This window comes from Microbacterium insulae (genome assembly GCF_042677065.1).
In the GTDB taxonomy this organism is placed as follows: domain Bacteria; phylum Actinomycetota; class Actinomycetes; order Actinomycetales; family Microbacteriaceae; genus Microbacterium; species Microbacterium insulae.
In genome coordinates, this window is the sequence record NZ_JBHTII010000001.1 from 967,862 (window position 1) to 987,366 (window position 19,505).

Genomic DNA, 19,505 nt, shown 5'->3' on the forward strand with positions numbered 1-19,505 from the left:
TCCGATCCAACCACCGGCCCCATCGAAAGACCGACCGCATGTTCAAAGGAGAAACAGCATGACGACCACCCCAGCCTTCACGTCCGAGTGGTGGGACGAGTTCGTGACCGAACTCAACCGCGACGAACGTTGGCGAGCGGCCGCGCGATGGTTCGATGCGCGCATCCAGTTCACCGTGGGAGATGAGGCCGCGGCGCTCGAAATCCGTCACGGAAAGGCCCTGGCCGCCTTCACCGGCCTCCCCGCACGAGGTGCAGACATCGTCCTCGAAGCCCCTCGCGAACAGTGGGACGAGATCGTGGGCGGAACGTCCGACTGGTTCAAGGCGACGTCGCCCGGTCTGGGTACGCTCGCGATCGGTGGCGATGTGGTCACGGCGATGCGCAACGCGAAGACGATGTGGCTGACGCTCGAGGCCATGAAGCGGACGGCTCGGACGCTGCCCGTCGCGCCGGAGCCGTCGCCTGAGCCGCGCGCGTCGGGAAAGGAGACTGTCGGCCGCTACCTCACAGTCGCGGGCGTGCGCACCTACTACGAGGAGGCCGGCGAGGGGCTCCCGATCGTGTGCCTGCACGCGGCCTCGCAGGACACGATGATGTACCGGCACGTGCTCGACGGGCTCTCGGACGAGTACCGGGTGATCTCGATCGATGCGCCGGGACACGCCAAGTCCCTCCTCCCCCCGGGCGGCCCGTTCACCGACATCTCGCAGCATGCGGAGTTCAACGAGGAGTTCATGGCGGCACTCGGGCTGAGTCGGCCGGCGATCATCGGATGCTCGTTCGCGGGAAACCAGGTGCTGGAGCTCGCGGCGAGACGACCGGGCGCGTACTCGGCGATCGTGTCGAGCGAAGGGGCGGACTACACGCCCACCGTCTCCGACTTCTTCCTCGACATGATGCGCACCGACGGGCATCAGATCGTCGACGCCTGGTCGCAGTCGCTCACCGGCGACCGCACGCCCGACGATCGTCGGCGCGAGGTGGTGTGGCAGATCCAGCGCAATCCCGCCGAGGTCATGGTCGCCGACTTGATCGGCTACGGGCACTTCGACGAGAGGGCGGAGATGCACAGGATCACGGATCCCGTCCTGCTCCTCCGCGGCGACGCGGACTGGCTGGTTTCGCAGGAGCAGGTCGAGGCGACCCAGTCTCGCATCGCGGGAAGCACCATCGCGGTGCTCGCGGGAACAGGCCATTACCCCATGATCGAGAACCCGTTCGAGTACAACGAGACCGTCCGGGAGTTCCTCCACTCTGTGGGCTATCGATGACAGCGGAGCAGGATCGCCGCCTCGCCGACGGGCTGTCGGAGCAGTCGCTGCACGCGAGCGTCGATCAGGTCGCCTATCTCGTCCCCGACCTCGCGGACGGGATCCGGGAGTGGAACTCGCTGCTCGGGGAGCAGGAGTGGATCGTCTACGAGTACTCCGCCGCCACTCTCCCGCGTCTGGGTTTCCGAGGAGGTCCCGGCAAGTTCGTGATGCGGCTCGCGCTCGCCGGGGCGGGACCGCAGATCGAGCTCATACAGCCGGTGAGGGGCCCCAGCATCTATCACGAGTGGGTCCAGCGACGAGGCTATGGTCCCCACCATGTCGGGCGCTTCGTGGCCGACATCGACGCGGCGATGGATTCCCTCCGGCGCGTCGGGAAGGAGCCGGTGCAGTGGGGCGCGGGCTACGGCCTCGACGGCGACGGCGGCTTCGCCTACTACGAGCTGGGACCGGACGACGGCACCATCGTCGAGCTGATCCAGCCGCCCCGCCGACGCCGTACGCCCGAGTCGATCTGACGTGCGCGCGGGCGTGCACGAGGAGATGTCGATGCCGATCTACAACGAACCCACCCAGCGCGGACTGCAGGCGTGGCGCGACAGCCTCGGAGGGCTGCTGACCGCCCTTGCCGAGGATGCCGATCCGGGTCTCATGCGAGAGCTCAGGGAGAACTACACGCGGATGCTGCGACAGCACCCGATCCCGGAGGGCGTCGTAGTCGAGCCGATCACGGTCTCCGGCATCCCGGCTCACCGGGTTACGCCCGCCCGAGGCAGCCGCACCCGTACCCTCATCTACTTTCACGGCGGCGCGTACCTCTTCGGGTCGGCCGAAGGGTATGTCGCGTTAGGGGCCCGCTTCGCCCTCGCCCTCGACGCCGTCGTCCTGATCCCCGACTACCGGCTCGCGCCTGAGCATCCATTTCCGACACCGATACTGGACTGCGTCGATTTCTATCAGGGCGTGCTCGAAGTGGGCGTCCCACCTGAGTCCGTGGTGTTCGCAGGCGATTCGGCCGGGGGCGCGCTCACGCTGTCGGTCATGACCCGGGCGAGGGCGCGCGGGCTGCCGCTCCCCGCGGCTGGAATCGTCCTCTCTCCCTGGGTGGACCTCTCTCATTCGGGGGCATCCATGCGTACGCGGCAGGGGGTCGATCCGCTGTGCAGCCGCGATGCGCTCGACCTGCAGGCTCGGGCGTTCCTCGGTGACGCGCGCGTCACAGAGCCCGATGCATCGCCGGTCAACGCGGATCTGCGAGGACTCCCACCGATCCTCGTCCAGATCGGCGAGGCCGAGGTCATGCTCAGCGGCGCACTCGACCTGGTCACGCGGCTCGCCGAGCATCGCGTGCGCGTGTCGCTCGATGTGTGGCCGGATATGTTCCACGTCTGGCACCTCTTCGCCGCGGTGCTCGAAGAGGGGAGGCTGGGGATTGAGCGGGCGGCATCCTTCGCCGCGGCAGCCCTCGGCGACGGATAGCGGCGACGGGCGGTTGGCTCTGAACCCGACGGTCAGCCGCGCGACGGGAACCGGCGGTCGAGCCACGCGAGCACATCCGCGCGCACCTCGGCCTGGGAGACGTCGTTGAAGATCTCGTGCCGGACGTCGGGGTACACGAGGGTCGTCACGTCCGTGAGCTTCGACCGCGTGCGGTACGCGTCCGCGAGCCGGTGCACGCTGCGCGGCCCGCCGACCGTGTCGTCGCGACCGACCATGAGCAGGACCGGGATGTCGACCCCGAGGTCCTTGCGCGGCTTGCCCAGCAGGCGCAGGGTGTCGACGGGGCCGAACAGCTTCAGCAGCGGCTCGTCGGTGGTGAGCGGGTCATCGAGGAACGCGCGGCCCACGCTGAGGTCGGACGCGAGCCATTCCGTGCCCATGGCGCCGGGACCATTCCACGGCTTGTTGAGATCGCCCGCGTTGAGCGAGCCCGGCCACAGCAGCGACGAGCCGCTGAGCACCACGGCGTCGTACGCGTGCGGGTCGTCGTTCACGAGTCGCTGGGCGATGAAGGAGCCCCACGAGTGGCCCAGGATGATCAACGGGAGGCCCGGATTCTCGGCGCGGATGAGATCGGTGAACTGGCGGCACGCGGCGAGCGCCGCGCGGTAGCCCCCCGGCCCGAGGCGGCCGAGCTTGGTCGCGTCGCCGCCGTGGTGACCCATCCCCGTTCGGCCGTGGCCGCGGCGGTCGTCGGCGTAGACGGTGTACCCGTCTGCCGTGAGCGCCTCGATGAGGGTGGCGTACCGGCCGGCGTGCTCACCGACGCCGTGCAGCAACTGGATGACGGCCCGGGGCGCGGTCTTCGCGGGATGGACGTCGTAGACGATCGCGATGCCGTGCGCATCGATGAACTCGGGCATGCCGAGAAGTCTAGGCGAGGCATCCCTCCCCACCACCGATTCCTTTAGCAAAGCTAATGAGCTATGCTAAGGATTCGAATGAGCACTGACACGACACCGATCCCGCCCGCCACCGAGCTCCCCGACGACCACACCGCCGCGGCATCCCAACTGCGCATCGCGACCTTCCGCCTCGCGCGCCGTATGCGCACGCAGCGTGCCATCGACTCGATGAGCGACGGCCAGTTCGCGGTGCTCGCCGCCCTGTGGATGCACGGCCCGCACACCCTCGGCGAACTGGCCGATCGGGAGCGGGTCTCCGCACCCTCGATGAACCGCACGGTCAACTGCCTTCAGGACTCGGGCTACGTCGAGCGCTCCGCCGACGAGAACGACGGCCGCAAGGTCGTCATCTCGCTCACCGACGAGGGTCGTGCCGTCGTCGACGAGACGGCAGCGCGCAGAGACGCGTGGGTCGAGGCGGCCCTCGCCGAGCTCACCGACGACGAGCGCGACACCCTCGCGCGGGCCGCCGCGATCATGGAGCGGATGGTCGCCCGATGAGCCGGACGCGATCACCCATGTTCCGGTCCTTCTCGATCTTCAACTACCGCGTGTGGTTCATCGGCGCCCTGGTGTCGAACATCGGCGCCTGGATGCAGGCGACCGCGCTGAGCTGGGTCGTGCTCACCGAGCTCACCGACAACGACGCCGCAGCGATGGGCGTGACCATGGCGCTGCAGTTCGCCCCGCCCTTGCTGCTCGTCGGCGTCACCGGATGGGTGGCCGACCGTTTCGACCGCCGCCGGCTGCTCATCCTCACTCAGAGCCTCCTCCTCGTCCTCGGCGTCGCGATCGGCGTGCTGCTGCTGCTCGGCGTCATGACACTCCCGATCATGTACGCCTTCGCGCTCGCGCTGGGCGTCATCGCGGCGTTCGACAACCCCGCGCGGCAAGCGTTCGTGTCCGACCTGGTGGCGCGCGAGATCGCGTCGAACGCCGTCGCCCTCAACGCCGCGTCGTTCAACGGCGCGCGCATGATCGGGCCGGCGGTCGCGGGACTGCTCATCGTCGCCGTCGGCACAGGCTGGGTGTTCCTCGTCAACGGCATCACGTTCCTCGGAATGATCGTCGCGCTGATGCTCATTCGCATCGACGAGCTCGTGCCCCGCGTAAAGGCGCCCGGCGCGTCGCGTCTCGCGGACGGATTCCGCTACGTCGCGCGCCGACCCGACCTCATCGTCACGTTCAGCATGGTGTTCCTCGTCGGCGCGTTCGGCATGAACTTCCCCATCTTCGCCTCGACGATGGCGCTCGAGTTCGGCCAGGAGGCCGACGGCTACGGTCTGCTCAGCTCGATCCTCGCGGTCGGCTCGCTCGCAGGCGCTCTTCTGGCCGCCCGCCGAGACCGAGCGCGCATCCGGGTGGTGATCGGAGGCACCCTGTTGTTCGCGGTGGCGGCCACGGCATCCGCCGTCATGCCGACGTACTGGGCATATGCCGCGACGCTCATGTTCACCGGCTTCGCCGTCGTGACGATGCTCACGACCGCGAACGGGTTCGTCCAGACCACCACCGACCCCGCACTGCGCGGCCGCGTGCTCGCGCTCTATGTGGCGATCCTCATGGGCGGCACCCCCGTGGGCGCGCCCATCGTCGGATGGGTCGCCGCCGAGTTCGGCCCGCGCGTCGCGATCCTCCTCGGCGCGGTCGCGGGCTTCGCGGCCTTCGCGATCGGCGCGACGTGGCTCATCGTGTCGGGGCGCCTGCACCGCAGCGAGGAGAAGCGATTCCTCCTCACGATCGACGAGACCCGGCCGATGTCGGTCGTCGAACCGGAGCGGTTCAGCGACGAGGCCGCCTCGGCCACGCCCATGCGGGTTCCCGACGACACGGCTCCCACGCGCCGCGCGAGCTGACCACTCCGGCGACCCCTCGCAGGGCTCGCCGGACCGTTCAGCGCGGCTCGCGCGCCCCGACGCGGACGAGATGCGCGTTGGCGAAGCGCCCGCGCGGATCCCACCGCTCGAACACGGCGCGCGCCTCCGCCAGCCGGGGGTGCACACGCTCGATCTCCGCGCGCTCGAGCCCGTGCCGCTTGCCCCAGTGCGGTCGCGCGGCGAACGGCGCGAGCGCCCGCTCGATCCGCGGAAGCACCCCTCCCACCCCGACGGGATCGTTGCGCCACGTGAAGTGGATCGCGAGCACGTCGCGGTCGTAGGCGGGGCTCAGCCACAGGCGGTCCGCCGCGACCGTGCGCAGCTCGCTCACGAAGAGAAGGGGCCGGATGTCGCCGGCGAGGTCGCGCATCGCCTGCAGCGCGGCGGGCGCATCCTTGCGCGCGACGAAGTACTCGCTCTGGATCTCGTCGCCGAAGGACGGCGTGCCGTCCAGGCGGAAGTGCGGTAGCCGCAGCATCCACGGCCCCGGCACACCACGCAGCTCGGTGACGTCGGCGAGGTCGCCGAGCGGCTCGGCGTCGACGTCCAGCGTTCCGTCGAGGAGGCTCTGCGGCACGGGGTCGTCGTCGGAGTCGACGCGCGTCTTGACCCACACCCAGCCGATCGACTCGCCTTCCCAGCGGGTGAAGACCGAGACGCTGTAGCCGGCGCCGGTCACGTCGTCGAGCGCGCCGAGCGCGGCATCCCACGACACCCCCGCGTACACGTCCTGCCGCACCCGGAACGTGGGCCGGGTCTCGAGATCGAGCGAGAGGACGACCCCGTAGGCGCCGAGGCCGACCGCGAGCGCGTCGAAGTCGGGGTCACCGCGGCGCACCTCGTGGACCCGCCCGTCCGCATCGGCGAACCGGATGCCGCGCACCGCCGTGGTGAGCGCGCCGTTGGCGTCGCCGGAGCCGTGGGTGCCGGTCGCGGTCGCTCCGCCGACCGAGATTTGGGGCAGCGAACCGAGGTTGTGGAGCGCGAGCTCGCGCTCCTCGAGCCACTCCGCCAGGACGCCGTAGCGGGTGCCGGCCGTGACACGCACCTCGCCGTCCCGCAGCGCGAACCCGCCGTCGAGGCCGGCAAGGTCGATGAGCGTGCCGGCCGTGTCGGGGAGGTCGGTGAAGGAGTGGCGGGTGCCGAGGGCGTGGACGGGACCGGAGTCCGCGGCGATGATCCGGAGCACGTCGGACTCGCTCCATGCCGGTTCGATCGTCGGAGCGCCGTAGGAGTGGGTGCCCGCCCAGTTGCGGCTCATGCGCCGAGCCTAAGGGCTCGCTTGCCCCAAGGTCGCTAGCTAAGCTAGCGATATGCCGAGCAATGCGCGCCGCCGGTGGGCGGGTCTGGTCTTCATCAGCGTCGCGGTGGCGCTCATCATCGTCGACTCCACCATCGTCAACGTCGCGATCCCCGCCATGGTCGAGGACCTCGGGATCACGTCCAGCCAGGTGCAGTGGGTGCAGGAGGCGTACACCCTCGTCTTCGCCGCACTGCTGCTCGTGTTCGGCAGCCTCGCCGACCGGTGGGGACGTCGGCGGATGCTGCTCACCGGCGTGGTCGTCTTCACCGTCGCATCGGTCGGGGCGGCGCTCGCTCCGACCGGCGAGATCCTGATCGCCGCACGCCTCGTGCAGGGTGTCGGCGGCGCCATGATGCTCCCCACGACTCTGTCGCTGCTCAACGCGACGTTCCGGGGGCGCGAGCGGGCGATCGCCTTCGCCGTGTGGGGGTCGACGATCGGCGGGATGGCGGCCGTGGGACCGCTCCTCGGAGGCTGGCTGACCACCGCGTTCTCGTGGCACTGGGCGTTCCTCGTCAACGTGCCGCTCGGCATCGCGATCGTCATCGGCGTGCTGCTGACCGTGGACGAGTCCCGGGGCGCGGCCGAGCCGGTGGACGTCATCGGCGCCGTGCTCTCGGTGGTCGCGGTCGGCTCGCTCGTGTTCGGGCTCATCGAGGGTCGGACCTATGGCTGGATCGTCACCGACAGACCCCTCGAGATCGGGGGCTGGACGTGGCCCTGGCAGATCTCGCCGGTCGCCATCGCCTTCGTCATCGCCGCGGCGGGCATCGCGGGCTTCATCGCGTGGGGCATACACCGACGGCGGACGGGGCGGTCGACCGTCATCGCCTTCGGACTGTTCCGCATCCCATCGTTCCGCAACGGGAACATCGCCGCCATGGTGGTCTCGCTCGGCGAGTTCGGCCTGATCCTCGCGCTGCCGCTCTGGCTGCAGTTCGTCCTCGGCTTCGAGGCGGTGCAGACGGGGCTCATCCTCCTGGCCCTCGCGATCGGCTCGTTCGCGGCGAGCGGCATCGCGGGCGCCCTCAGCGGGCGCGTCGCGCCGGTCGCGATCGTGCGCGTCGGCATCGTCGCCGAGATCGTCGGCGTCGCCGCCGTCGGCTTCGTGATCGCACCGGATGCCTCGTGGGTGCCGCTCGTGCCGGCGCTGTTCGTCTACGGCTTCGGCGTCGGGCTCGCCACCGCCCAGCTCACCGGCGTCGTCCTCGTCGACGTGCCGACGGCCGAGAGCGGGCAGGCGTCGGGCACCCAGTCGACGGCGCGGCAGCTGGGCGCGGCCCTCGGCATCGCCGTGCTGGGGACCATCCTCTTCACGACGACCGCGGCGGATCTCTCGTCGCGCCTCGATGAGCGCGGGGTGCCTGCGGATCAGCGCGACCAGGTGGTGTCGGCCGTCGTCGACAGCGCCGGCGGCGCGATCGCGGGCCTCGCCGAATCTCCACAGACCGCCGATCTCGCCGACGACGCGAAGGCCGCGTTCTCCGACGGGACGAAGTACGCGAGCTTCGCCGCCGCCGGCTTCCTGATCCTCGGACTCTTCGCCACGTTCTCACTCGGCGCCGGCACGCGCGCTCCCGAGCCGGATCCCGCGGAGGCGTCCGAGCAGGTCTGAGCCGCGGCATCCACCGGTCTGTCCGTTCGTCAACCCCTGTGCGCGCGCGGGCGTCGCGCCTAGCGTGGGCGCATGACCGACGAACGCCGTGAAGACCGCTCCGCCGAAGAACGCTCCGCCGAGGACCAGCCGCTCGAGCAGAACGATCCGCTCGGTGGCGACGAGAGCACCGAGGACCAGCTCGAGGCCGACAACCCGGCCGAGGAGGACACCCTCAAGGCCCTCGACCCGGACGCCGCACCCGCCTGAGCACGACCAGAGCGGGCGGGCTCACGCTTCGCGTGTGATCCCTTCGATACGCCGCTGCGCGGCTACTCAGGGTGAACCACGTTCTCACGCTTCGCGTGTGATCGTCCTTCGATACTCCGCTGCGCGGCTACTCAGGAACCGATCCGCCGTTCACGTGAGAGGCTCACGCCTCTCTCGTGATCGTCACCTTCACGTGCAGGTGGGACTTGAACGGCCCCGCGTACACACCGCGCAGCGGCGGCACGTCGCCGTAGTCCCGTCCTCGGCCGACGAGCACGTGGCGGTCGCCGATCTCGATGTTGTTTGTGGGGTCGAAGCCCTGCCACTCGCCCGCGAACCACTCCACCCACGCGTGCGACTCCCCCGTCACAGCGACGCCCACCTCGGCGGACGGTCGCGGGTGGAGGTATCCCGACACGTAGCGGGCGGGGATGCCGACCTCGCGCAGCGCGCCGAGGGTGATGTGCGCGATGTCCTGGCAGACGCCCTTGCGGGCCTCCCACGCGTCGCGTGCCGTCGAGTGCACGCCGGTGATGCCGTGCATGTACTCGACGGCGTCGCCGATGCCGGTCGCGATCGCGTGTGCGGCGCGCCCCGGGTGGTCGTGCTGCGCGGCGATCGAGCGCGCCAGCTCGGCGACCTCGGGGTGAGGCCGGGTCCGGCCCGTCTGCGTCATCTGCTCCACGGTCTCGATGGAGCGGGATGCCTCGCGGGAGAGCCCGTGCCATGTGACGTCGACGTGCTCGAGCGGGCGCGGACGCACCTCGACGAGCGACTTCGCCGTGATCGTGAGCGCCGCGTGCGGCGACAGCACATCGAAGGCCGCCACGCGCGTGCCGAAGTAGTCGACGTACTGGTTGACCGACGTCGAGGGCTCGATGTCGAGGGAGGAGTTCAGCACGAACTGGCTGTCTGTCGAGCCCGGCAGCATCCGCGCCTCGTTGTACGAGGCCGACACGTCGCCCTGGTAGCTGAAGCCGGTCTGGTGCTCGATCCTCAAGCGCTTCACGAGATCTCTCCGATCCAGCTCGGCTCCGCCTGCGTCGGGAAGAAGCGGTTGCGGATGGCCTCGGATGCCTCGCGCGTCACCTTCTGCACGCGGTCCATGTGCTGGGGCAGCTCGCCGAGGATCTCGCCGACCGGCCGGTACTCGAGGTCGTTGCGGATCTGGCCGAGCGCCCGCAGCACGGTGTTGGAGTGGCCGACGCGGTCGGCGCGGGGATCGATGGCGCTCATGCACTCCTCGGCGCGCTGGATCGAGTAGATGATCGACCGCGGGAACAGCCGGTCCAGCAGCAGGAACTCCGCCGCGTTGCGTGCACTCGGCATGCCGCGGTAGGTGCGCAGGTACGCCTCGTACGCGCCGCACGACCGCAGGATCGTGGTCCAGGACGGGCCGGATGCCTCGGTCAACGACCTCGTCGCCAGGAGCCGTGCCGTCATGTCGGTGCGTTCGATGCTGCGACCGAGGGTGAAGAACTGCCACGCCTCGTCCCGGCTCGTCGACGAGTCGACGATGCCGACCGCGAGCGCCGCGCGCTCGCGCACCCACTGGAAGAACTCGTGCACCCTGTCGGCCTGGAGGCGCCGCGGCATCCGGGTGTTCGTGGTGTTGAGCGTCTCCCACAGCTCGGTCGACACGATCTCGCGGGCACGACGCGCGTTCTCGCGCGAGGCGGTGAGCGCGTAGGCGATGCTCGACGGGTTCATTCGGTCGACGGCGAGCCGTGCGAGGACGTCCTCTCGACGGACGTGCTGCACACCCTCCGGCGGCGCCGATCCCATGACGCTCAGCAGCGACCGGCAGGCGGTGTCCTCGTCGATCCACGGATCCTCGAGGAGCAGCTGCAGGTGGACGTCGAGGATCCGGGCGGTTCCGTCGCTGCGCTCGATGTAGCGCCCGATCCAGAACAGCGACTCAGCGATGCGGCTCAGCATGAGCCGTCCTTCCCGGTTGTTGAGTAGCGCCCACAGGGCGCGTATCGAAACACGGCGATGCGGCTCAGCATGAGCCGTCCTTCCCGGTTTCTTCCCGCGCCTGTTGCTGCTGCTCGGCCTGCGAACGGGGCACGGAGGGCGCGTGCTCCTGCTGCTGCTGCTCCCGCTGCTCGCGGTCGCCGCGCGCAGGATCGCGCGGCGAGTGCGCGGGCGCGGGCTGCCCGTCGTAGATGATCGGGATCGCTGCGGTGATCGTCGCCGCCTGGTCGGCGACCAGTCCCGGGACGCCGACGCCCTGGCCGTACTCGACGTGCGAGGGGGCGGACCCGCCGATCACCCACGTGTCCTTCGACCCGCCGCCCTGGCTGGAGTTCACCACGAGCTGCCCCTCGGGCAGCGCCACGCGCGTGAGTCCGCCGGGCAGCACCCACACGTCTTCGCCGTCGTTGACCGCGAACGGCCTCAGGTCGGCGTGACGTGGGCGCATCCCGTCCTCGACCAGCGTCGGAATGGTCGAGAGCATCACGACCGGCTGGGCGATCCAGCCCCGCGGATCGGCGAGAAGCTGCTTGCGGAGCTTCTCGAGCTCGGCAGGCGAGGCATCCGGTCCGACGACCAGTCCCTTGCCGCCGGAGCCGTCCACCGGCTTCACGACGAGTTCGTCGAGCCGGTCGAGTACCTCCTCGAGCGCGTTCGGATCCTCGAGCCGCCACGTGTCGACGTTCTTGAGGATGGGCTCCTCGGCGAGGTAGTAGCGGATGAGGTCGGGAACGTAGGTGTAGAGCAGCTTGTCGTCCGCGACGCCGTTGCCGACGGCGTTGGCGATGGTGACGTTGCCCAGCCGTGCCGCGAGCATGAGGCCCGGAGCGCCGAGCATCGAGTCGGCGCGGAACTGCAGGGGATCGAGGAAGTCATCGTCGACCCGGCGATAGATCACGTCGACGCGCTTGGGCCCGCGGGTCGTCCGCATGAACACCTTGCCGCCGACGCACAGGAGGTCGCGGCCCTCCACGAGCTCGACGCCCATGAGGCGCGCCAGCAGCGTGTGCTCGAAGTAGGCGGAGTTGTAGACGCCCGGCGTGAGCACCACGACGTTCGGGTCCTCGATACCCGCCGGAGCGGAGGCACGGAGGGCGGCGAGCAGCTTGTTCGGGTAGTCGCCGACCGGCCGCACGCGCATCGACACGAACAGCTCGGGGAGCGTCTGCGCCATGACCCGGCGGTTCGAGATGACGTAGGAGACGCCGGACGGCACGCGCACGTTGTCTTCGAGCACCCGCATCTCGCCGTGCTCGTCGCGGATGAGGTCGATGCCCGACACCTGGATCCGCACGCCGTTGGCCGAATGGATGCCGGCCGCCTGCCGGTAGAAGTACTGCGACGACGCGATCAGCCCTGCCGGCAGCACCTCGTCGCGCACGCAGTGCTGGCGTCCGTACGCATCGTTCAGGAACGCCTCGAGCGCCAGCACCCGCTGCTTCACGCCCGCCTCGATGCGGGACCACTCGTCGTACGTGATCACCCGGGGCACCGCATCCAGCGGGAACGGGCGCTCCTCGCCGGCGAAGTCGAACGTCACGCCCTGCGCGAGGTACGAGCTCGCGAGCGAGTCGGTGCGGCCGCGCAGCTCCTCCTGCGTCATCTGGGCGAGGGCGTTGTAGAGCTCGCGATAGGCGTCCCGCGACTCGGCGAGGTCGCCGGGATGCGCGGGGCTGCCGAACATCTCGTCGTACGCGGGAACCCCGGAGGCCGTCTTGCGCGGCGCCAGGGTGGAGCCGTAGCCGTCGAAGAGATCTCCCATGCCAGAAGACTAGTCGGGGCCGTGTTGCCGGAGTGTTTCGCCCCGGGGGTGGGGCGTGTGCTGCGGTCGACGCGCAAGAAACGAGGAGACACGCCGCGCCGAGGCCGGCACAGGGCGGGTCCCGCGGCGTTTCTCCTCACTTTTTCGTCCCCGCCACGGGGGTCACCCCGCGACGTACGCTGTGAGAGTGACGTCGTCTCGCCCAGACCGCGGCACTCCGGCGCCCTACGGGTGGGCCGCCGGGGTGGGCGCCGTCGCGCTCGGCGCCGGGCTCGGCGAACTCGTCGGCGCGATCGTCGCGCCGACCTCGAGCCCGTTCGCCGTGGTCGGCGCGGCCCTCATTGACTCGGCTCCGCCGTGGGCGAAGGATGCCGCGATCGCTCTCTTCGGCACGAACGACAAGATCGCGCTCATCGTCGGCATCGGCCTGGTCGTACTCGTCCTCGCCGCGCTCGCCGGGTGGCTCGAGCTGCGCCGCCCGCCGTGGGGACGCGTCGTCGTCGCGGCCTTCGGCGCCGTCGGGGTCGTCGCGGCCGTCACGCGCGAGGACGCCGGACCGCTGGCCTGGCTCCCCTCGGCCGTCGCGGGCCTCGGCGGCGCGCTCGCGCTGTGGTGGCTGGCGCGGATGCTGCGGCGCGTCCCGGAACGAGCGGAGCGGGATGCCCCTTCGGGCGAGCTGGCATCCGCCGGATCGAGTGCGCCGGAGCGCTCGCCCCGGCGTGTATCGAGATCGGGTTTGGCGGGAGCACGCCCGAAGGGCGCGCGGGGGAATGTCTCGCCCGAAGGGGCATCCCGCGCAGCGGGGTCCCTCGAGCCCAGCCGACGCGGGTTCCTGCTCTGGTCGGGGGCCGCGGTCGTGGCGGGAGTCGTCGCTACGGCGGCAGGGAACGCGATGCGCGCGAGCAGCAGCGCCCTGACGGCGATCAAGGCCGTCGTGCTCCCGAAGCCTGCCGTCACGGCAGCACCCGTCCCGGCGTCGGCCGAGCTCGACATCCCGGGGCTCGCGCGCGTCGTGACACCGACCGACCAGTTCTACCGGATCGACACCGCGCTCATCGTGCCGTCGCTCACCCCCGAGGAGTGGAACCTCCATATCAAGGGCATGGTCGAGGAGGAGGTGATGCTGACGTGGGATGACCTGCTCGAACTCCCCCTCGAGGAGCACCACACCACGCTCGCCTGCGTCTCGAACGAGGTGGGCGGCACGCTCATCGGGAACGCGCTGTGGCTGGGCTTTCCGGTCCGCGAGCTGCTCGCCCGCGCTCGTCCGACGGCCGACGCCGACATGGTGCTGTCGCGATCGATCGACGGCTTCACGGCATCCACTCCGCTGGAGGCGCTCACGGACGATCGCAACGCCCTGCTCGCGATCGGCATGAACGGCCAGCCGCTGCCACCCGAGCACGGCTTCCCGGCGCGCCTGGTGGTGCCGGGTCTCTACGGCTACGTGTCGGCGACCAAGTGGGTCAAGGAGCTCGAGGTCACGCGGTTCGACCGGGCCCGCGCCTACTGGACCGACCGAGGGTGGTCCGAGCGCGGGCCGATCAAGCTCCAGTCCCGCATCGACGTGCCGCGCAAGGCGCAGGGGCTCAAGGCCGGCGACACCGTGATCGCGGGAGTCGCGTGGCAGCAGCACGTCGGCGTGTCCGGCGTGGAGGTGCAGATCGACGAAGGGTCGTGGCAGCCGGCGACGCTCGCCACCGCGATCTCGTCCGACACGTGGGTGCAGTGGAGCCTGCCGTGGACGGCGACGGTGGGCGACCACCTCATCCGGTGCCGCGCGATCAGCGCCACCGGCGAGGTGCAGACCTCGGACCGCGCCCACCCCGCGCCCGACGGCGCCACCGGCTGGCACGAGCGCTTCATCAGCGTCTTCGAGTAGCGCGACCGCAAGGTGCGGTGCGGCGTGAGCCGTTCCCCCGCCAGCCGGTTGGCTGACCTGTCCGGCGAGCGGATTCTCGACGCCTCCCGGCGTGTGGGTGAGGCGGCGGATGCGATGAGCGCGAGCGACTAATGTGTGACCGTCGAATCCCTGCGAGCATCGGAGCTTCGTTGCCCCACCCCCGAGCAGCGCGCTCGCGCCTTCGTCGCTTCCTCGCCGCCCTCGTGCCGCTCACGTTGATCGCATCGTCGTCAGGGCTCGCCGCCCTCCCGGCGGTCGCCGCCGAGACCGTCTCGATCTCGGGCACACTCGCCCTTCCGGAAGGCGCCTCCGTCAACATCCGGTGGGTCGATGCCGTGCCGGAAGGAAGCCTCGAGGGGGTGTCGGCCCGCGTGACCCGCGACGCGACGTTCACGATTCCCGGTCTGGAAGCCGGCCGACCCTACGTGATCCGGGTCTGGCACGACTATGCAGGGCAGCAGTCGGCGGACGGCTTCCTCACCGGCGATCCGGCCGACCCCGAGACGGGGCTGCGCGAGCGCGCGAAGGTCTTCACACCCACATCCGACGGTCTGGCGAACATCGTCCTGCCCGTCGAGAATCGCGGGGCGATCAGTGGTGTGGTCCGCCGAGCAGACGGCACGCCGGTGTCGAACCAGTCCGTCATCGTCGTCACCCTCACGGACTACGGCATTGCTCCTCCGTTCTTCAGCGATTGGTCGCGCCCGCGTGTGGAAGGGCAAACAGACGGTGATGGGCGTTTGGTCGTCCGCGGGCTGGAGTCGGTGGGCGACGAGGTGCTCGGTCACGCGGTCGCCATCCGCTCGGACGACACCGCGCGCTACGGCTTCGTCGGCGAGGACAGCTCGACGGGCCTCGTTCCGTGGGATCGAGCGCGCATCTTCCCGCGTGGGACGGGAACGGTCGTCATCCCCGATGTGGTGATCCCCGTGCCGAGGCTGCCCGCCGATCAGTTCATCCTCGCTCCACGGCTCACCCCTGGCAGCGGCGATTCGTATGGTCCGTCGGGCGAGATCCTTCAGGTGAGCGGCGGGACGCTGTCTGCGTTCCAGGTCAAGGGCGGAGTGCTCGAGGCCGGGATCGCGCTCCGTTCGGGGCTCGAAGGAGAGCGCATCTACGGTCCCGGCAACTGGGGCCGCTTCGAGCTGTTCTGGTCCGCCGACAACCCGCAGTACGTGCCGCGCAACGACCTGCTGACCGTGAGACCGGACGGCACGATGTGGATGTACGAAGGTGATGGACAAGGTTTTCTGCGCCCGCCCGTCCAGATCGGGCGTGGATGGCAGAACTACCGCGTGATCCCCGCCGGAGACCTCACGGGCGACCGTCACGCCGATCTCCTCGCGATCGATTCCGGGGGGTACCTCAAGCTCTACCGCGGAGATGGCAAAGGAGGCTTCCTCTCTCCGTATCCCCGGGTCGGGCGCGGGTGGAAGGGCTACGACCTGTACGCCGCGGGCGACCTCACGCGCGACGGCAAGGAGGACATCCTGTCGGTGGACTCGGTCGGGACGTTGTGGCTGTACGCGGGGCGCGGCGACGGCTCCTTCGAGAAGCGCAGGCAGGTCGGAAGGGGATGGAGCGACTTCACCCTGGCCGCCGGCGCAGACATCGATGGCGTCGATGACTACCGCACCACCGACATCGTCGGCCGAGACGATCGGACGGGGAACCTCTACCTCTACTCGGGACTCGGCTCGGGTGGATTCGCTCCGAGGAAGCTGATCGCAACGGGGTGGTGAGATCCCGTCAGCCCGCGAGCACGACGCGCAGCTGCTCGACCGCCCAGTCGAGCTCGGTCGCCCGCACGACGAGCGGCGGCGCGATGCGGATCGTCTGACCGTGCGTGTCCTTCACGAGCACACCGCGCGCGATGAGCCGCTCGGCGACGTCGCGTCCGGTGCCGACGGCGGGGTCGATGTCGACGCCCGCCCACAGACCCGCGACGCGCACGGCGGTCACGCCGTTGCCGACGAGCGCCGCCAGCCGCGCCTCGAGGTGCTCGCCCAGTGCCTTGGCGCGCGTCTGGAACTCGCCCGTCCGCAGCATCTCGACCACGCGCAGGCCGACCGCGCACGCGAGCGGGTTGCCGCCGAACGTCGACCCGTGCTCCCCCGGGCGGATCACGCCGAGCACCGCCTCGTCGGCCACGACCGCCGACAGGGGAAGGATGCCGCCGCCCAGCGCCTTGCCGAGCAGATAGACGTCGGGCACGACCCCTTCGCGGTCGCACGCGAACGTCTCGCCGACCCGGCCGAGGCCGGACTGGATCTCGTCGGCGATGAACAGCACGTCGTTCTTCGTGCAGATCTCGCGCACGGCGCGCAGGTAGCCCTCGGGCGGCAGGATCACGCCCGCCTCCCCCTGGATGGGCTCGATGAGCACCGCCGCGGTGTTCGCGTCGATGGCCGCTTCGATCGCCGCGGCGTCGCCGAAGGGCACGTGGACGAACCCCGGGGCGAACGGCCCGAACCCGTCGCGGGCCTGCGGGTCGTCGCTGAAGCCGACGATCGTGGTGGTGCGGCCGTGGAAGTTGCCGGTCGCGACGACGACGGTCGCGGCATCCGGAGCAATGCCCTTCACGCGATAGCCCCACGCGCGCGCGACCTTGATGCCGGTCTCGACGGCCTCGGCGCCCGTGTTCATCGGCAGCACCATGTCCTTGCCGCACAGGTCTGCGAGCGCCGCCGCGAAGGGGCCGAGGCGGTCGTTGTGGTACGCGCGGCTCGTGAGGGTGAGGCGGGTCAGCTGCTCCTGCGCGGCCGCCAGGAGGGCCGGATGCCCGTGCCCGAAGTTCAGCGCCGAGTAGGCCGAGAGCAGGTCGAGGTAGCGTTTGCCCTCGACATCCGTCACCCACGCCCCCTCGCCGCGCGAGATCACGACCGGCAGCGGGTGGTAGTTGTGGGCGACGTGCTCGTGCTCGTCGGCGATGACGCGGATCATCGCGGTGTCGACGCCGGAGGTGGCGGTCATCGGTTCTCCTCCTGTCCGCGCCGCAGCTCGAGGGTGCAGCACTTGATCCCGCCGCCGCCGAGCAGGAGCTCGGACAGGTCGACGAGGACGGGGTGGTAGCCGCGCTCGCGCAGCTGGGCCTCGAATCCCGTCGCGCGCGGCGAGATGAGGACGTTGAGGCCGTCGCTGGCGGAGTTCAGTCCGAAGACGGCGCCGTCGGAGTCCGCGACGAGGATGGCGTCGGGGAAGCGCTCCGCGAGGATGCCGCGGCTGCGGGCGTCGAACGCCGCGGGGAGGTAGGCGATGTTGGCGCGCTCGACGCCGCCCGGGCCTTCGACGGGATCGAGCACCGAGATCGCCGTGTCGAGGTGGTAGAACCGCGGGTCGGTGAGCGTGAGGCTCACCACCTCTTTGCCGAAGACTTCGCCGAGCTCGCGGTGGCTGTCTCCGGTCGAGCGGAAGCCGGTACCGGCGAGGATCGTGTCGCCGACCAGCAGGAAGTCGCCCTCGCCCTCGTTGACCTCGACGGGCTCGGCCACCTCGAAGCCGTTGTCGCGGAACCACTCCATGAACGCCGGTCCTTCGGGCGCCCGCTCGGCGAACCGGAACTTCGCCCCGTAGGCGAGCCCGTCGATCACGAACCCGCCGTTGGCCGTGTAAACCATGTCGGGCAGGCCCGGGATCGGGTCGATCAGGTGCACGTCGTGCCCGAGCGCCACATAGGTGTCGTGGAGCACCTGCCACTGCGCGAGGGCCTTGGCGGTGTCGGTCGGCTTGGCCGGCTCCATCCAGGGGTTGATCGTATAGCTGACGACGAAGTGCTCCGGGCGGCACATCAGGTAGCTGCGGTGCTGCTGGATGCGGGTGGCCGCGGCGGTCGCCTGCGCGGTGGGCGCGGTCGGCGCGGTGTGCTGCGTGGACATCTTGCTCCTTGCGAAGAGGCGGCGGACGCTGTCCAGAGGCCCGGCGGAGCTGCGGAAGCCGGCGACACGGGCACGCCACGCCCATTGTCTCACCCCCCAACCCCGCCCCACCCCGACACGAGAGCTTGCCGAGAGGGCGCTTGCGACGGCCCCGGGCGGGGAAAACCCGTCGCTAGTGCCCTCTCGGCAAGCCACCCGCGCCGGCCGGGGCGGCCGCGCCGTCAGGGGACCGTGACGACGACCTTGCCGACGGTGTGACCCGCGTCGACGTGGGCGAGGGCTTCGCCCGCCTCGGCCAGGGGCCACGTGCGCTTGACGAGGGGGTCGAGGTCGCCCGCCGCGGCGAGGGCGACCAGCCCCGCCGTGAGCTCTGCGCTCGTGACGGCCGCGAGCCCGATGATGCGCCGCTTCGAGCCGATCGAGCGCAGGGCGCCGGCCGCGATCCGGCGCAGGGGACCGAGGATGCTGCCGCCCTCGCCGCCGACGAGAACCATGGTTCCGCCGTCCCGGAGCAGGCGCTGCGCGAGGGCGAGCGGGGGCTCCCCGGCGATGTCGATCACGGCGTCGAAGGTGCCGTCCGGAAGCTCCGCCGAGCCCGGCTGCACCTCGCGGTAGTCGAACACCCGGGCAGCGCCCAGCCGCTCGACGATGTCGAGGTTGCGGCGTCCGGCGAGCGCCCAGACCTCGGCTCCCCGGTGCGCCGCCAGCTGGACCGCGAAGCTCCCGACGCCGCCGGACGCTCCGACCACGAGCACCCGCCGTCCGGCCGCCGAGCCCGGCACGATTCCGGCCTTGTCGAGGGCGAGCCACGCCGTGCCGCCCGACACGGGCAGCGCCGCGGCGGCGACGGGACCGACCTCGGTCGGGCGGAGCGCGAGGCGGCCCACCGGGGCGACGGCGTACTCCGCGAGGCCGCCGCCGGGGATCTCGCCCACGACCTCGTCCCCGACGCGGAAGCGCGTGACCCCGGCTCCGACGGCGACGACCTGCCCGGCGACGTCGATGCCGCGCACGGCGGTCCGCGGCCGGCGCAGACCGAACGCCAGCCGCACGGCGCGGGGCTCGCCGCGCATCACGTGGATGTCGCCGCTGTTGAGCGCGGTCGCCCTCACCCGCAGCAGCACTTCGCCCGTGCCGGGCGACGGCACGTCGACCCGGGCCTGCCGCACCGCGTCGGGCCCGCCGTAGCGGTCCTGCGGCCATGCGGTCATCGTCGCCGGAAGGGATGCCGCGGCATCCGTCGGACGGTTCTCGGGAAGGGACATG

General features: G+C 70.7%; 17 protein-coding genes. 9 read left to right on the top strand and 8 right to left on the bottom strand.

The genetic code is table 11. The features are described 5' to 3' along the window. Positions 1–58 precede the first annotated feature (58 nt). The 3 genes from ACFQ0P_RS04540 to ACFQ0P_RS04550 are packed head-to-tail and all read left to right on the top strand — an operon-like array spanning position 59 to position 2,752. Positions 59–1,273: an alpha/beta fold hydrolase gene (locus ACFQ0P_RS04540; protein WP_204980806.1), complete on the top strand. Its 1,215-nt coding sequence runs from the start codon at positions 59–61 to the stop codon at positions 1,271–1,273. Further along, complete coding sequence (locus tag ACFQ0P_RS04545) at positions 1,270–1,791, top strand: VOC family protein (protein ID WP_204980808.1); 522 nt, start codon at positions 1,270–1,272, stop codon at positions 1,789–1,791. The genes ACFQ0P_RS04540 and ACFQ0P_RS04545 overlap by 4 nt, the downstream gene beginning before the upstream one ends. 31 nt (positions 1,792–1,822) lie before the next feature. Beyond that, a complete protein-coding gene (locus ACFQ0P_RS04550) occupies positions 1,823–2,752 on the top strand; it encodes an alpha/beta hydrolase (protein WP_204980810.1) in 930 nt (309 codons plus the stop codon). Positions 2,753–2,784: 32 nt separating this feature from the next. Here ACFQ0P_RS04550 and ACFQ0P_RS04555 read toward each other — a convergent pair whose 3' ends face one another. After that, complete coding sequence (locus ACFQ0P_RS04555) at positions 2,785–3,636, bottom strand: alpha/beta hydrolase (protein WP_204980812.1); 852 nt, start codon at positions 3,634–3,636, stop codon at positions 2,785–2,787. 78 nt (positions 3,637–3,714) lie between these two features. Between ACFQ0P_RS04555 and ACFQ0P_RS04560 the strand changes: the two genes are divergently transcribed. Both ACFQ0P_RS04560 and ACFQ0P_RS04565 read left to right on the top strand, forming a co-directional pair. Beyond that, the gene (locus tag ACFQ0P_RS04560; RefSeq protein ID WP_378771483.1) at positions 3,715–4,179 is read left to right on the top strand and encodes a MarR family winged helix-turn-helix transcriptional regulator; all 465 of its coding nucleotides are present in this window, start codon (positions 3,715–3,717) and stop codon (positions 4,177–4,179) included. Further along, the gene (locus ACFQ0P_RS04565; protein ID WP_378771486.1) at positions 4,176–5,534 is read left to right on the top strand and encodes an MFS transporter; all 1,359 of its coding nucleotides are present in this window, start codon (positions 4,176–4,178) and stop codon (positions 5,532–5,534) included. Before ACFQ0P_RS04560 ends, ACFQ0P_RS04565 begins: the two co-directional genes overlap by 4 nt. 37 nt (positions 5,535–5,571) lie before the next feature. Here ACFQ0P_RS04565 and ACFQ0P_RS04570 read toward each other — a convergent pair whose 3' ends face one another. Beyond that, positions 5,572–6,816: a D-arabinono-1,4-lactone oxidase gene (locus ACFQ0P_RS04570; RefSeq protein ID WP_204980815.1), complete on the bottom strand. Its 1,245-nt coding sequence runs from the start codon at positions 6,814–6,816 to the stop codon at positions 5,572–5,574. A gap of 52 nt (positions 6,817–6,868) precedes the next feature. On the opposite strand from ACFQ0P_RS04570, the gene ACFQ0P_RS04575 reads away from it, so the two are divergent. Beyond that, a complete protein-coding gene (locus ACFQ0P_RS04575) occupies positions 6,869–8,473 on the top strand; it encodes an MFS transporter (protein WP_204980816.1) in 1,605 nt (534 codons plus the stop codon). 72 nt (positions 8,474–8,545) lie between these two features. Beyond that, complete coding sequence (locus ACFQ0P_RS04580) at positions 8,546–8,722, top strand: hypothetical protein (protein WP_204980817.1); 177 nt, start codon at positions 8,546–8,548, stop codon at positions 8,720–8,722. A gap of 163 nt (positions 8,723–8,885) precedes the next feature. Here ACFQ0P_RS04580 and ACFQ0P_RS04585 read toward each other — a convergent pair whose 3' ends face one another. From ACFQ0P_RS04585 to ACFQ0P_RS04595, 3 genes are all read right to left on the bottom strand, one after another. Beyond that, positions 8,886–9,731 (bottom strand): transglutaminase family protein, encoded by an 846-nt coding sequence (locus ACFQ0P_RS04585; protein ID WP_204980818.1) that lies wholly within the window; start codon positions 9,729–9,731, stop codon positions 8,886–8,888. Next, positions 9,728–10,660: an alpha-E domain-containing protein gene (locus tag ACFQ0P_RS04590; protein WP_204980819.1), complete on the bottom strand. Its 933-nt coding sequence runs from the start codon at positions 10,658–10,660 to the stop codon at positions 9,728–9,730. The genes ACFQ0P_RS04585 and ACFQ0P_RS04590 overlap by 4 nt, the downstream gene beginning before the upstream one ends. Before the next feature lie 64 nt (positions 10,661–10,724). Then, positions 10,725–12,461 (bottom strand): circularly permuted type 2 ATP-grasp protein, encoded by a 1,737-nt coding sequence (locus ACFQ0P_RS04595; protein WP_204980821.1) that lies wholly within the window; start codon positions 12,459–12,461, stop codon positions 10,725–10,727. Between the two features lie 187 nt (positions 12,462–12,648). On the opposite strand from ACFQ0P_RS04595, the gene ACFQ0P_RS04600 reads away from it, so the two are divergent. Together ACFQ0P_RS04600 and ACFQ0P_RS04605 are read left to right on the top strand one after the other, a co-directional pair. Then, on the top strand, positions 12,649–14,343 hold the full coding sequence (locus ACFQ0P_RS04600) for a molybdopterin-dependent oxidoreductase (protein WP_204980823.1): 1,695 nt from the start codon (positions 12,649–12,651) through the stop codon (positions 14,341–14,343). Positions 14,344–14,513: 170 nt separating this feature from the next. Then, positions 14,514–16,106: an FG-GAP repeat domain-containing protein gene (locus ACFQ0P_RS04605; RefSeq protein ID WP_204980825.1), complete on the top strand. Its 1,593-nt coding sequence runs from the start codon at positions 14,514–14,516 to the stop codon at positions 16,104–16,106. A gap of 7 nt (positions 16,107–16,113) precedes the next feature. Here the strand turns inward: ACFQ0P_RS04605 and rocD are convergent, their stop codons facing one another. From rocD to ACFQ0P_RS04620, 3 genes are all read right to left on the bottom strand, one after another. Next, positions 16,114–17,337: an ornithine--oxo-acid transaminase gene (rocD, locus tag ACFQ0P_RS04610; protein WP_204980827.1), complete on the bottom strand. Its 1,224-nt coding sequence runs from the start codon at positions 17,335–17,337 to the stop codon at positions 16,114–16,116. Further along, complete coding sequence (gene ddaH / locus ACFQ0P_RS04615) at positions 17,334–18,239, bottom strand: dimethylargininase (protein WP_204980829.1); 906 nt, start codon at positions 18,237–18,239, stop codon at positions 17,334–17,336. The genes rocD and ddaH overlap by 4 nt, the downstream gene beginning before the upstream one ends. A gap of 221 nt (positions 18,240–18,460) precedes the next feature. Then, positions 18,461–19,504, bottom strand: a complete 1,044-nt coding sequence (locus tag ACFQ0P_RS04620) for an NAD(P)-dependent alcohol dehydrogenase (protein ID WP_204980831.1) — start codon at positions 19,502–19,504, stop codon at positions 18,461–18,463. Between the last annotated feature and the right edge of the window lies 1 nt (position 19,505).

Bases quoted from the DNA above. Each gene is read 5' to 3' on its own strand.
- ACFQ0P_RS04580 (WP_204980817.1), top strand. From the start codon at position 8,546: ATGACCGACGAACGCCGTGAAGACCGCTCCGCCGAAGAACGCTCCGCC.
- ACFQ0P_RS04560 (WP_378771483.1), top strand. From the start codon at position 3,715: ATGAGCACTGACACGACACCGATCCCGCCCGCCACCGAGCTCCCCGAC.
- ACFQ0P_RS04555 (WP_204980812.1), bottom strand. From the start codon at position 3,636: ATGCCCGAGTTCATCGATGCGCACGGCATCGCGATCGTCTACGACGTC.
- ACFQ0P_RS04565 (WP_378771486.1), top strand. From the start codon at position 4,176: ATGAGCCGGACGCGATCACCCATGTTCCGGTCCTTCTCGATCTTCAAC.
- ACFQ0P_RS04545 (WP_204980808.1), top strand. From the start codon at position 1,270: ATGACAGCGGAGCAGGATCGCCGCCTCGCCGACGGGCTGTCGGAGCAG.
- ACFQ0P_RS04540 (WP_204980806.1), top strand. From the start codon at position 59: ATGACGACCACCCCAGCCTTCACGTCCGAGTGGTGGGACGAGTTCGTG.
- ddaH (WP_204980829.1), bottom strand. From the start codon at position 18,239: ATGTCCACGCAGCACACCGCGCCGACCGCGCCCACCGCGCAGGCGACC.
- ACFQ0P_RS04590 (WP_204980819.1), bottom strand. From the start codon at position 10,660: ATGCTGAGCCGCATCGCTGAGTCGCTGTTCTGGATCGGGCGCTACATC.
- rocD (WP_204980827.1), bottom strand. From the start codon at position 17,337: ATGACCGCCACCTCCGGCGTCGACACCGCGATGATCCGCGTCATCGCC.
- ACFQ0P_RS04570 (WP_204980815.1), bottom strand. From the start codon at position 6,816: ATGAGCCGCAACTGGGCGGGCACCCACTCCTACGGCGCTCCGACGATC.
- ACFQ0P_RS04575 (WP_204980816.1), top strand. From the start codon at position 6,869: ATGCCGAGCAATGCGCGCCGCCGGTGGGCGGGTCTGGTCTTCATCAGC.
- ACFQ0P_RS04620 (WP_204980831.1), bottom strand. From the start codon at position 19,504: ATGTCCCTTCCCGAGAACCGTCCGACGGATGCCGCGGCATCCCTTCCG.
- ACFQ0P_RS04595 (WP_204980821.1), bottom strand. From the start codon at position 12,461: ATGGGAGATCTCTTCGACGGCTACGGCTCCACCCTGGCGCCGCGCAAG.
- ACFQ0P_RS04550 (WP_204980810.1), top strand. From the start codon at position 1,823: ATGCCGATCTACAACGAACCCACCCAGCGCGGACTGCAGGCGTGGCGC.